At 51.2% G+C, this 12,921-nt stretch carries 9 protein-coding genes; 8 read left to right on the top strand and 1 reads right to left on the bottom strand.

Going from position 1 to position 12,921, the window contains the following annotated elements; translation table 11 throughout:
* Nucleotides 1-32: 32 nt before the first annotated feature.
* On the bottom strand, nt 33-857 hold the full coding sequence (locus HP555_RS13545) for a class I SAM-dependent methyltransferase (protein WP_199263098.1): 825 nt from the start codon (nt 855-857) through the stop codon (nt 33-35).
* A gap of 201 nt (nt 858-1,058) precedes the next feature.
* Between HP555_RS13545 and kdsB the strand changes: the two genes are divergently transcribed.
* The 8 genes from kdsB to HP555_RS13505 all read left to right on the top strand — a co-directional run bounded on the left by kdsB (nt 1,059) and on the right by HP555_RS13505 (nt 12,921).
* Nucleotides 1,059-1,826, top strand: a complete 768-nt coding sequence (kdsB, locus tag HP555_RS13540; protein ID WP_199263097.1) for a 3-deoxy-manno-octulosonate cytidylyltransferase — start codon at nt 1,059-1,061, stop codon at nt 1,824-1,826.
* Between the two features lie 36 nt (nt 1,827-1,862).
* Nucleotides 1,863-4,208, top strand: a complete 2,346-nt coding sequence (locus HP555_RS13535) for a gluconeogenesis factor YvcK family protein (protein ID WP_199263096.1) — start codon at nt 1,863-1,865, stop codon at nt 4,206-4,208.
* 5 nt (nt 4,209-4,213) lie between these two features.
* Nucleotides 4,214-5,905 (top strand): hybrid sensor histidine kinase/response regulator, encoded by a 1,692-nt coding sequence (locus HP555_RS13530; RefSeq protein ID WP_199263095.1) that lies wholly within the window; start codon nt 4,214-4,216, stop codon nt 5,903-5,905.
* Nucleotides 5,886-6,254 carry a response regulator gene (locus HP555_RS13525; protein ID WP_199263094.1) on the top strand — a complete coding sequence of 123 codons (369 nt, stop codon included), beginning with the start codon at nt 5,886-5,888 and terminating at the stop codon, nt 6,252-6,254. The genes HP555_RS13530 and HP555_RS13525 overlap by 20 nt, the downstream gene beginning before the upstream one ends.
* Nucleotides 6,247-8,211, top strand: coding sequence for an ATP-binding response regulator (locus HP555_RS13520; protein ID WP_199263093.1), 1,965 nt, complete (start codon nt 6,247-6,249; stop codon nt 8,209-8,211). Before HP555_RS13525 ends, HP555_RS13520 begins: the two co-directional genes overlap by 8 nt.
* A gap of 66 nt (nt 8,212-8,277) precedes the next feature.
* Entirely contained in the window at nt 8,278-9,288 is a 1,011-nt protein-coding gene (locus tag HP555_RS13515) for a hypothetical protein (protein WP_199263092.1), read from the top strand.
* Nucleotides 9,285-11,084: an ABC transporter ATP-binding protein gene (locus tag HP555_RS13510; protein WP_199263091.1), complete on the top strand. Its 1,800-nt coding sequence runs from the start codon at nt 9,285-9,287 to the stop codon at nt 11,082-11,084. The genes HP555_RS13515 and HP555_RS13510 overlap by 4 nt, the downstream gene beginning before the upstream one ends.
* Nucleotides 11,077-12,921 (top strand): ABC transporter ATP-binding protein, encoded by a 1,845-nt coding sequence (locus tag HP555_RS13505; RefSeq protein WP_199263090.1) that lies wholly within the window; start codon nt 11,077-11,079, stop codon nt 12,919-12,921. Before HP555_RS13510 ends, HP555_RS13505 begins: the two co-directional genes overlap by 8 nt.

Here is a 12,921-nt window from a genome sequence, read left to right as displayed (position 1 = left end):
TGATTTCCGACTCGCTTCAGGGATATTTTTTATTACGCTGTCGGCAAAGGGGTCGGGGCTTTTCCTGAACCAACATAGACATCAAATCGAATGGCTTTGCCTCTGATTGTATAAGACGGGCGCAGATTGAGAAGGTTGGGGCCGGTGCGCGGTCGTTTCACCACAACCTTCCTGGCCTGCACAGCCAATGCCTGATGCAGTAACTGTTCAGGGGAAGTGGTTGTCCGGGAGGTGAGGAGTTGCAGGAGACGCAGTTCCTGCTTGACCAGTGCTGATTTGGAGCGTCTGGGAAACATCGGGTCCAGGTAAATGACATCAGGATGTTTCATCTGCCGGGGAAGAACATCTTGTGCCTCACCAATGGTCAGACTGATACGTTCCACCACGGGAGCCAGGGTCGGGTTGTGACGTGCACGCTCCAACCCATCGGCAAGCAGTGCCGCCACCACCGGATCGGCTTCGATCATATGTACCTGAAACCCGGCAACCGCTAAAATAAAACCATCGTAACCGAGACCGGCTGTGGTGTCGGTGAGCAGTGGTTCGGATGTATGCCGGATTTTTGTCGCCCGGATAAGGAGCTCCTGACCAGGATCAGTGCAGCGTTTAGTGACACCTGGGCTGGAGAAGTTGACCCTGAGGCTTCCCGGCAGTGATGGATCCCCGGGTTTAAAGAGTTCTAAACCTTCACTGCTGTACCGTAACAGGAGCGTGGCGGCACAGGGGTCGGTAACTAAAGGAATGGCAAGAGATGCTGCCAGACTGTGTGCAGAAGTCATGGAGCTGTCGGGATCGGCCAGGACTGCGAGAAAAACGGGTGAGGCTGTCAACGGAAAAACTCGGGTAGCATGATGCATATTCGATACTTGCTCTACAATAACCGGGTGAAAGGAATAATCTCTTCCGTTTTCAGCCCCGGGTTATTTCGGATGGTCCAAAGAATAAGACGATAATTCGAGGTTATCAGGTGATTGCCTTTTATCGGTGTGCACTGTATCATGGCTCAAAAGAGAGATGCAATCCAATACTGTTCTTCAGAGGTACCTTCAAGACTGTCGATGAACTCATCCACCCCTAAAATTGTTGCCATTATTCCTGCACGGTATCATTCCAATCGTTTTGAAGGGAAACCCTTAGCCCTGATTCAGGGCCGGCCCATGATTCAACATGTGGTTGAACGGGCTTGGCAGGTGTCAGTGTTGACAGAGGTGGTGGTTGCCACCGATGATGAACGTATTGCTCAGGCGGTCACCTCCTTTGGCGGCAGGTGGGTGATGACCCGGCGTGACCATGCCACCGGTACCGACAGGCTCGCGGAAGCGGCTCACCTGCTGGCCCTCGAAGATCAGGATATCGTCGTTAATATCCAGGGAGATCAACCTGTTTTTCCTCCAGAGGTGATTGAGCAGGTTGTCGGGCCGCTGGTGGACGATCCATCGCTGCCGATGTCGACTCTCATCTATAAAATTATCCGCCCTGAAGAGATCCCTGATCCCAACCATGTCAAAACCGTGTTCGATTGTCGTGGCAATGCCCTTTATTTTTCTCGGGCGCCCATACCCTTTCAGCGTGACGCTGACGGGACACAACAACCTGCGTATTACAAACATCTGGGCGTCTATGCGTATCGCAAAAACTTTCTCACCACCTTTGTCGGATTACCTGAAGGAAAGTGGGAGCAGTGCGAAAAACTTGAGCAGTTGCGTGCCCTTGAGTTTGGATACACCGTCCGGGTTGTTCTTACAGAGTACGATTCAGTAGAAGTGGACACCTTCAAGGATCTGGAAAGGGTGGAGCAGTTGTTGCCGGCAGCTCCCTTACTGTAAGTTACGATTACCGGACTTTTTATTGAGCGAGAGTACATGTCCGGAGAACAGCAGTTTAAACATCACCTGAAATTTATGACCTCAGAGGGGTTTTCCGTGCTTGATGTTCTGCCGGAAAGCAGCCTGGCTGAGAAAATCGCCTCCATACTCCTGGAAAGTACCGCCGGCGGACTGCCCCCGGTCATCACCTCATTTTTTGACAAACTCAAACAGCAGTTCGACGCCTTGGACACGTCTTCCGTCAAAGTGGTCGTGTTTGGTGGTGGTACCGGTCTGTCCAATATTATTGGTGGAGACTCACGTCGACAAGCCTGGGCGTATAATCCCTTTACCGGCTTAAAGGAAATTTTTCCACTGGTGAGTTCGGTGGTCTGTGTGACGGATGATGGCGGATCAACCGGTGAGTTACAAAAAGATGTGCCCCTCATCGCCCTTGGTGATATTCGACATGTCCTTGTCTCGTCGATACGCCGGCAAAATCTTGTCCAGCGCTACAAACTGGACACAGCTGGTGCCAAACACTGTGCCACAGCTCTGTATGCTGTCTTCAACTACCGTTTTATGTCCTACCCCTTGTCAGCCGGTCAGTTGCTTCGGGACACAGGGGCAACACTTTCTGATCTTCCCGAGCAACTCCTGACCTATCTTGTTGAACTTTGTGATCTTCTGTACACTGATGTTCGTTTGAGTCCGACTTTGCAACGGCCGCAGTGTCTGGGAAATCTTCTGCTGGCTGCTGCCATCTATAAACAGTTGGGCCCTGACCTTACACCGGAGGAGCTGCTCGTTTCGCATCAGGTCGTACGATCGGCAACCAGCCGTGGACTTGCAGAAATATCCGGTGTTCTCGGCGTGCGACCCCATTCCGTACTTCCCTGTACCACGACTTTGTCGCAACTGCAGATGCTGTATGCCAACGGTGTGTTGGTTACCAGTGAGTACAAGTCGGGGAAAGCCAGACGAGGATTTCCTGTTGACAGGGTGATCGTCGAGTTCAGCCGAAATCCTTTTCTCCAGCCGGAAGTAGTCCAGCTGGTGCAGCAGGCCGACATCATCCTCTTTGCACCAGGCAGTCTGTATACCTCCATCATACCCATTCTTCAGGTCCCTGGACTGGCACAGGCTATTCGTGACAATACCGGGGCACTGAAGGTGCTGGTGGCCAATATCTGGGTTCAGAAAGGAGAAACCGATGCCGCCCGGGATGCACCGGACCGGAAATTTTATGTTTCCGATCTGATCAGGGCCTACCACCGTAATATTCCAGGTGGGGTAGATCAGTTGTTTTCCCATATCGTGGGCCTTGATTTGACCGATATTCCGGGTTCGATTCTGCAGCGCTATGCCCTTGAAGATAAGGAACCGATTTTTATGGATCGAAGTCGGGTCAGAGCTTTGGGGTTTTCTTCAGTGGAAGCCCGGATTTTTGCAAAGGAGCAGCTGCGGCAACGCGGGGTGATCCAGCATGATCCAGATGCACTTGCCAGGGTGGTCAAGGGGTTGTGGGCGCTTAATCAGGCTGATTATCTGACTGTACCTCCATGCAAAGAAACACTGTCCGAGGTGGACGTCGCCATTGGCAGGGAGTATCCTGTCCGGCTGGTGCCCTGTCTGCGCTACGACAAAATTCGGGATCACCTGACTCGTCTTCATACCGAATGCATTGCCTCGGATTCCATGGTCAAGATGGCTGAAACGGATCGTCGTCAACTGTTGGACCGGGTGCTGGAGATACTTTGGTTACACCCGGATATTCCTTTGGAACACCTGCAGTTCAGCCGCGGCATTACTTTAATCGAGCCCGGGGCCTGGAAGCGTTGCCAGCAATGGGATAACATCTATTCTTTTTATGATCCACTTGACCAACGAATCAAGGTTCGACAGGATCAAGTGACCAACCTCAATCGTTTTGAGATGGTTTTTCTGGTGGCGCTGGGACAGTCACTGCTGGGCAACTATGCTGAAGATAAGCAGATGATGGATTTACGGCATGGTGATGACATCCTCGGACGGACCTATCGGATATTGGTCAGAGATGGCGAGGCCCTGGAGGCTTTTCTGACGCCGAAGGATATCGACACCTATCTGTATCTCTCTAAAATGCATCGATTGCGGCCGGATGGTCGTGTTTACACCAGAGTGATCAATCCTGATGAAGGGTTTACGCCACCAGGTCTTTTTTTCGGACTTTTTTATGCCTGGTATCTGGACAATCGTTTTGCTGCCAACATAGAATATAAAATGTCGATCATACGTAATCCTATTTCCGACCTCATACCGGAACAGGTGCGTATTGTTGAGAGGAGGCGCAAAACAATTGATTTTTTTCGTGAGCGGATTTTTAGGCAGCACTCCCCCTTCTTGTTCGCTCGGGAACGGTGAACGCTTTGACATTGTGGATCGTCTGTTCGGTACTGGCACTGTATACAATTTTTTCGGTTGCCTATTATCTGTTTCGATTGCGACCTCGGCTTCAGGTACATTCAGAAGGTTGTGAAACGCTGCAGAAAGCACTGGATGAATGGCAGTGTATCTTTGATGTCATTGTTGATCCTGTCCTTGTTTTAGACAGTGAGAGTCGAGTGACCAGGGGGAACAGGGCGGCTGTTCAACTCCTTTCCTCTGACGGTAGCTCCCTTGAAGGCAAAGCATGTCACAGTCTGTTTGCAGGAACAGATACACCCTGTCCATTCTGTTTTATCTCCAGTACCTGTGCAGAAAACAAACCACACTGCCAGGAGATTACGCACGATTATCTTGGCCGTACCTTGATGGTGAACTGTTTTCCCTTGCAGGAGGAGGAGAAAATTGTTGGTTTTGTGGTCACGGCCAAAGATATCAGTCATCAGCGTAATTTAGAAAAACAGTTGATGCACGCACATAAGATGGAGTCCATTGCTACACTTGCCGGTGGTATTGCTCATGATTTCAACAATATCCTTGGTGCCATCCTCGGTAACACCGATTTATTGCTCTATCGGATACCCGTGCAGAACAAAGATGGGAGCAGTCCTCTTTTCGGACCACCGTTGACAACAGCGGAACTTATTGAACACCTGCACGCAATCAAACAGGCTGGGAATCGTGCCAAGGATCTGGTCAGCCAAATCCTTGCCTTCAGTCGACAGTCCAGTCATAAACGACAAGATCTATCGATTGCACCACTGGTCAAAGAGACATGTCGCCTGTTGCGCTCTACTCTGCCGACTACCATTGACATCAAGGTTTCCATATCCGACAGAATCGACATGATCCATGCCGATCCCGGGCAGATTCAGCAGATAGTCATGCAACTGTGCACCAATGCAGCTCAGTCATTGGAAAACCAGTGTGGGACGATCGAGATCTCTTTGCGGCAGACTGAGACCGGTAAGGCGGAACAGCACCGTTATCATGGTCTGAAACCGGGTTTTTATGTGGTGTTGACGATCAAAGATACTGGTAAAGGTATATCCCAGGAGACACTTGAACGGATTTTCGATCCTTTTTTTACCACCCGTGAGGTTGGGGAAGGCTCCGGCATGGGGTTGGCTGTGTTACATGGAATCATCACAACCCATGAAGGGGTTATTGACGTTTCTTCCACACTGGGAAAGGGAACGGTCTTCACCATCTTTTTTCCCCGTATAGCCGAAACAAAGGAAGTTGAACAGCAAAATGACATCCTGCCCGGCGGTGATGAAACTATTTTGTTTGTCGATGATGAAGAAGAAATTGTCAAGATGCGTACCCGAATGCTTGCTCATCTGGGGTATCGGGTTCTTGCCGCCGATACCCCGGAGCGGGCGCTGCAGTATTTTGAAAAAGAAGATGAACAGATTGACTTGATGATCACGGATCATACCATGCCGAGAATGACAGGGATACAGTTGGCGGATCGGGTCAGCAGGCTACTACGGCCTGGATTGCCGATAATCCTGTGTTCAGGATATAGTGAGGCGGTTACCATGGAAGAGGCGAAGCGGTGCGGGGTTCACCGTTTCCTGGCAAAACCTGTAGATATGCAGCTGTTAGCACGGGCCGTTCGTGAGATCCTGCCAAAGAAGAGAGGAGTTGAAGATGAGAATCTTGGTGATTGACGACGATGATCAGATGCGTACATTGCTTCGCCAGGTGATGGAGTGGGCAGGATATGAGGTCATGGAGGCTGAAAATGGCCGGGAAGGTATGCAAAAACATCTCAAGCAGCCTGCAGATCTGGTGATCACAGATCTCATTATGCCTGAACAGGAGGGTCTGGAAACCATCACCTCTTTAAAAAAAGCGTACCCTGCTATAAAAATTATTGCGATTTCCGGGGGTGGTCGTATCGGGCCCGAAGCCTACCTGCCGGCAGCTCAGGAACTGGGTGCAGACAAGGTCTTTACTAAACCTTTTGATGTCCACGAGCTTGCCGAAGCAGTCCGGGAACTACTCCATCATGGATGAGATACATGCGCTTGTTGTTGACAACAGTCCGGTCATTCGTAAAATTCTCAGCTATATACTGGAGGCGGAAGGGTGTCGGGTTGAGACGGCTGGAAATGGCCTGGAAGCGCTGGACTGCATCGGCAGGCAACGACCGGATATTATCTTCATCGATCTCATTATGCCTAAAATCGATGGCGAGAAACTGGGGTATATTGTTCGTAATACACCGGAGCTGGAAGATATTTTTCTGGTTATTCTTTCCGGGGTGGCACTCGAAGATTACGAGATCACCCTGCGTATCGGTGCTGATGTGTGTATTGCCAAGGGACCGATGGTGACCATGAAAGAACATGTTGTTGCTGCTCTGGATCGGTTTCGTCGTAACCAGCGGGGGCAAACCGGTGTGATTCACGGACTGGAGGGGCTGCATGCCCGTGAGGTGACCAGCGAGCTGCTGGTCAGTAAGAAACATCGGGAAGTGATCCTGCAGCGGATGGCCGAAGGGGTGATTGAACTTGACAACAAAGGTCGTGTTGTCATGGTTAATGAGGCTGCTGTCGGTCTTTTCGGGCTTCCGGAGGTGAAGATCCTGAGCAGTCCGCTTGTGCAGTTGCTGCCGGCACAGGCAAACGAACGGTTCATAACCTGGCTGGATCGACTGGAAAGAGGAGATGCCTGCGGTCCTCTGTTTTTTTCCTATGATGATCCTCTCCAGTTGGGGACGCAGCAGGTCACGTTAAACCTTGTATCTGTTGCGGAAGGGTCTACATTTTTTGTTATCGGTATTCTGCAGAATGTTACCCGTCGTAAAGTTTTAGAACAGCGTCAGCGCCGGTTGGAAGGCGAGTTGCAACGGATACGGAAACTAGAGGCCATGTCACTAATGGCTGGTGGTATTTCCCATGATTTCAATAACCTCTTGACCATTATCCGTGGCAATGTTGAAATGGCACGCTATGTTTGTCAACAGGAAAATATCGGGCAGATGTTGGAAGAGGCAAACAAGGCGATCTCCTTGGCCACACAGCTGATTCATCAGTTTTCCACTTTTTCCAACAACTATGTTCCGCAAAAGTCGCAGGTGTATCTGCTCGCTCTGATTGCCGAGGTACTGGATCAGGAGCTGGCGCATACTGACATCTGTTTTGAGCTGCACTGCAAGGAAAATGACTTTATCGTGAACGTTGATCCGCATCTTGTGCAGCAGGTGTTTGTCAACCTTGCCAGCAATGCAGTGGATGCCATGGCCGGAGTCGGCCGGATCGATGTGCATGTGGACCGTGTCAACGGCAATGAGGAATCTGTTCGCATCGGTCAACTGGTCCCGAAAGGTGAGTTGATCCGGCTTGTTTTTACTGATTCAGGGCCGGGGATTCCGTTGAAGTCCCTGGACCAGGTGTTTGACCCCTATTTTTCCACCAAACAGAAAGGTGCACAAAAGGGAATGGGGTTGGGGCTTACCATAGTCCACGCCATTGCCAAAAAACACGGTGGTTCCGTCCACATTCTGCCAGTACGGGAAGGGGGGTGCAGGGTTGTCCTGTATTTTCCTCTCCATGAGATTGCCGATGCTGAACATCGTTTAGCTCATCGTCAAAAACAGGGGCGTCGGGTTCTTATTATAGATGATGAGGCAATAGTACGCATACCCACAAAAAAAATGTTTGAGCACTTTGGCTGTCTTGTAACCGAAGCCTTGAACGTGGAAGAGGCGGTCACCCTGTACCGCAGCGAACTGGAAGCCGGTCGCCCTTTTGATCTGGTCCTGCTTGATCTGCATATGCCCCGGGGTGTTGGAAAAGCAGATGTGGCCGGTGAGATCCTGACTGTAGATCCGAAGGCCGCCCTGGTCGCTGTCAGTGGAGATCGGAACAGTATGGTGATGCGGAGATACGGTGATTATGGTTTTGTTTTCGCCATGGAAAAACCCTTTACCATCGAGACGATTGAGGAGGTAGTTAATCGTTTCCTTTGAGTTGTCCACTGAAACGAGCTATAGTCCGCCGAATATCCCCCGTTTTATTGTAGAGAGTCTGTATCTATGTATCTTGCCCGTATGGAGGTCGGTCCCCGGCGATATCAGTATCTGCTTCGGGAATCCTATCGCAGTGACGGTATTCTGTACTCCCGTGAATTAGCAGATTTGGGATCTGATCCGGGCCGATGTATCGTCTATCCTGATGAATCGTCGTTTTATATCGATGAAGAGTTTCTGCAGCAGCTGCGTGATCAGGGCGTGAAGGTCATCGACAGCGAGCTGGAGGAACTGCTCTTTCCGTTTCTTGACCCCTATATTAAAAATCGGTTGCAACCTTTTCGCCATCGAAGCAAGTATCGTAATTGGCGGCCGGCGGACGAAACAGTACGAAGGCGGGCTTTAGAAGAAACCCATATTTTTGACCGTCGGCGTGTCCACTTTCTTCGTATGGGCCGAACTTCCGAAGAGATAGTGGATAAAACCGCACCGCTGTATATTGCCCTTCTTGATAAGAGCCGTGATGAAATCGAGCAGATGATACTCGAGCAGGAGCAGCAGCTTCCACCCCGTGATTATCAGAGTTATCTGTTCACTATCTTTAATCTGCAACGTTTTTTCCAGCAAAGCTACGCCCGTTCAATACCACAGGCGCTTGATCGTGATCAACTGGACGCCCTCTTTGTTCAAGAGATCTGCAGCTTAGCCGCTGATGCCGAATTCTGGTGCGGATTCTCACGGCATCATGATCGTTTGCCGTACACCCTGGTCCGTTACCTGATCATGTACTTTGACACTGCGCCTGCTGAGCCGATCTCCTGGAGTAACTTCGGTCGTCGTGCACGGGCCGGACGATTTCAACACCGGGCTGCACCGGTGACGGAAAAGATATCAAGAAGTCAGGCCATGGTCATGTTCGATATTTCGGCCGAACAACTTGCCGCCATGAAGAAGAAGGACCTCACTCGCATCTATCGACAAAAAGCGCATGAGCTCCATCCGGATAAAGGCGGCAACACTGAACAGTTTATACGTCTGACTGCAGCCTATGAAGAGTTGTTGCCGTCGTTGCGATGACCAAATCGTCTTGCAACACGTCTGCCGGGGAGTATACCAACAGTAGCCCGGAAGCATCATTATCTGCTCTTTTACGTTTACTTTCCCCAATCTTCACAACGCACTGGTCCCGCCTTGCCGCAGGTTTTCTGGCGCTGATCACCGTTGATTTTTTGCAGTTGATCATTCCCCGTTTTATTAAAACAGCAGTGGATGGTCTTACCGCACAGTCTGCAACATCATCTCAACTTCTTACGCTGAGCATGTTTGTTCTGCTGATCGCAGGTATTGTTGCCGTACTGCGTTTTTTCTGGCGTTATCTGATTATCGGATTTTCCCGTATCCTGGAGAAGAAGTTGCGGGATCGTCTCTTTAACCATATCCTCCGGATGGATCAGCAGTTTTTTGAGCGATGGACCATCGGCGATCTTATGGCGCATGCCGGAAATGATCTGGCCACAGTGCAGATGGCCTGCGGTATGGGACTGGTGGCGGCGGTGGATGCTCTGGTGATGTCTGCCGCAGCTCTTGGTTTTATGCTGGCGATCAGTGTCAAGTTAACTCTGATTGCCCTGTTGCCCATGCCGGTGCTCATTGTCTGCACCAGGATTCTCTCCGGCCGCCTCCACCAGCGTTTTAACCTCGTGCAGGAGCAGTTCTCCCTGCTGACTGAATTTGCCCGCACCACACTTGTTTCGATACGTCTGATCAAGGCCTATACATTGGAAAATTTCCAGGGAACTCGTTTTCAGAGTTTAGGAGAGGCCTACATCCGAAGCAATCTGCGTGTGGCGATTATTCAGGGACTGCTGTTTCCCGTTGCCACCCTGGTGGGGAATGTCGGTATGTTGCTGTTGCTCTATTACGGTGGCATGCTCGTCATTGAGGACACCATCACCATCGGTTCCTTTGTCGCCTTTGTCAGTTATCTTTACATGCTTATCTGGCCGATGATGGCGATCGGCTGGGTGGCAAATCTTACTCAGCGGGGCATCACCAGTCTGCGCCGGATTCATCGTCTGCTGGAACAGTTGCCTGCCGTCAGCAGAGGGATAACCCAGCCGTTGCCGCTGCCGCAAACGACGATCGGTACAACCTACAGCTGTCGCCACCTTACCTTTACCTATGCAGGTACCGCCCGCCCGGCTCTCAATGAGCTGAACATGGAGATCGGCCCCGGGTTGACAGGTCTGACCGGTCGTACAGGTTCAGGCAAATCCACCCTTTGTAAACTGCTGCTGCGGATGTATCCGGTGGAGGATGGTATGCTGGTGTTTCGGGGCGTGGATGTCAACCGGTTATCCCAGGCTGATATTCGTGACTGTATCGCCTATGTCAGTCAGGAACCGGTGGTTTTTGCCACGACCATCGCCGCCAATATTGCCTTTGGCAGACCTGAGGCAACCATGGCTGAGATTAAAGAAGCTGCTGCAACTGCTGCCATTGATATGGATATTCAGGGCTTTTCCGAGGGGTATGCAACAGTGATCGGCGAACGAGGGGTCAAGCTTTCCGGCGGACAACGTCAGCGGCTGGCCCTGGCGCGGGCACTGCTGTGCAAACGACCTCTGTTGATCATTGATGACGGGCTGTCTGCCATTGATGTGGAAACCGAACAGCTGGTTCTGGAAAATATTTTGAACAATATGGACGGACAATCGATTCTGCTTGTTTCGCATCGAGTCAACGTGTTGCGACATGCTGACCATATTTTTATTCTGGACAACGGGCGGATCGTTGGTCAGGGAGGGCATCAGGAGTTACTGGCTCATCCCTTTTACTCCTCCATGGTGGCAAAGCAGCGCAGCCATGCATAATTTCGGCTATTCAGAAGAGGGACACCAGGGGTCCATCGGCGATGTACGGCTTTGGCAGCGGATTTTCGGGTACTGCCGAGGCCATGCTGTGGCGTTGACCGGAGCGGTGGTGCTCTCCATGATCATTGCTCTGGCCTCTTTGGGGCTGCCGAGGCTTATGCAGCTGGGGATCGACCACTATATTGTGGTAGAAAACCTGGCGAACTCAGCACGGCTTGCCGGGCTCGGGCAGGTTGCTCTGTGGTATGGTCTGCTTATAACGTGCATCTTTGTTGCCACCTTCTGTCAGGTCGTTGTTCTGGAGTGGATCGGTCAATCGATTATGCACCAGCTCCGCCAAAAGCTTTTTGACCATCTGCTGACCCTTGATCTCAACTATTTTCACAGTCAACCGGCCGGTCGTCTGGTGACGCGGCTGACCAATGATGTTCAGAACATGCATGAGATGTTCACTTCGGTGATGGTGACCCTCTTTAATGACGGTTTGAAACTGATTGGCATTTTCTGCTTTCTCTTTCTTATGAACAGCCGATTGGCTTTGGTGATGGCGATCTTTATTCCTCTGGCCGCAGTGAGCACCCTGCTGTTTTCCCGTATCGCCCGCGAAAAATTCAGGGCCATCCGCAGTCAGATGGCCAAGATCAACAGTTTTCTGGCTGAGTCACTCGCCGGGATAGGGATTGTTCAGTGTTTTGGCGGACAGCAGCGGAGCAGTCATATTCACAGCGGCTTGACACAGGAATATCTGGTGCGTTCTTTTGGACAGATTAAAGTTTTCGGTCTCTTCATGCCCCTGACCGAGTTGATGAGTTCAGCAGCAGTGGCTCTGATAATCTGGTATGGCGGCGGTGAGGTCATCCGTCAGCATCTGACCATAGGAGAGCTGGCAGCTTTCCTCACCTATATGCGACTTTTTTTTCAGCCATTGCGTGAGTTGTCGCAAAAGTATTCCATTGTTCAGTCAGCCATGGCTTCAGCAGAGCGCATCTTTCAAAGTATGGATTGCCGGTCAGCCATGCAGGTGGAAGCTTTGGCAGCTGATACGGTTTCTGTTGCCGGGCGCGGGTCCATCGAATTTAAAGGCATTCATTTTGCCTATCAGGAGGGTGAGCCGGTTTTATCGGATATCAATCTTATTGTTGCACCCGGTGAGACAGTTGCCCTGGTTGGTGCGACCGGTGCAGGTAAATCAACACTTGTTTCACTTTTAGTCCGTTTTTACGAGCCGACCAGCGGTAGTATCTTCATTGATGGCGTTGATATTCGTCAGATACCTTTCAAAGCACTGCGCCGGCAGATCGGCCTGATCATGCAGGATATTTTCATCCTGCCCGATACGGTACGAGCCAACATTGTCCTTGACCAGGAGTATGATGCAAAACAACTCGACATTATCCTGCAGCAGACCGGGCTGGAACAGTTTATCAACCGTCTGCCGCAAGGGCTGGAGACCCGGATCGGCGAAGGGGCACTCAACCTGAGTCAGGGGGAAAAACAGCTGCTCTCCTTTGTTCGCGCTCTCTATCGGAATCCCGCTATCCTGGTCCTTGATGAAGCCACTGCCTCCATTGATACCGAGTCGGAAAACATGCTGGAGGCAGCCATTGCCGCTGGATTTCAGGACCGTACCTCTGTGGTTATCGCTCATCGGCTGTCAACCATCCGCCGTGCTGACCGGATCGTGGTCCTGGATCAGGGGCGGATCGTTGAGCAGGGAGTCCATGAGGAGCTGGTCACACGGGAAGGAAGCATGTATCAGGCTTTGGTCCGTCTGGACAGTGAAACAGGACCAGAGCCCCTGCCGCTTTCAGTACAAGCATCTCCGGTCCTGCCCTGA

It is taken from the genome of Desulfobulbus oligotrophicus, assembly GCF_016446285.1.
GTDB classification, from domain to species: Bacteria; Desulfobacterota; Desulfobulbia; order Desulfobulbales; family Desulfobulbaceae; genus Desulfobulbus; species Desulfobulbus oligotrophicus.
Note: the sequence above shows the minus strand (reverse complement) of the source record. Positions and strands in the feature narration are given on the sequence as shown.

Bases quoted from the DNA above. Each gene is read 5' to 3' on its own strand.
- HP555_RS13545 (WP_199263098.1), bottom strand. From the start codon at position 857: ATGCATCATGCTACCCGAGTTTTTCCGTTGACAGCCTCACCCGTTTTT.
- kdsB (WP_199263097.1), top strand. From the start codon at position 1,059: ATGAACTCATCCACCCCTAAAATTGTTGCCATTATTCCTGCACGGTAT.
- HP555_RS13535 (WP_199263096.1), top strand. From the start codon at position 1,863: ATGTCCGGAGAACAGCAGTTTAAACATCACCTGAAATTTATGACCTCA.
- HP555_RS13525 (WP_199263094.1), top strand. From the start codon at position 5,886: ATGAGAATCTTGGTGATTGACGACGATGATCAGATGCGTACATTGCTT.
- HP555_RS13520 (WP_199263093.1), top strand. From the start codon at position 6,247: ATGGATGAGATACATGCGCTTGTTGTTGACAACAGTCCGGTCATTCGT.
- HP555_RS13515 (WP_199263092.1), top strand. From the start codon at position 8,278: ATGTATCTTGCCCGTATGGAGGTCGGTCCCCGGCGATATCAGTATCTG.
- HP555_RS13510 (WP_199263091.1), top strand. From the start codon at position 9,285: ATGACCAAATCGTCTTGCAACACGTCTGCCGGGGAGTATACCAACAGT.
- HP555_RS13505 (WP_199263090.1), top strand. From the start codon at position 11,077: ATGCATAATTTCGGCTATTCAGAAGAGGGACACCAGGGGTCCATCGGC.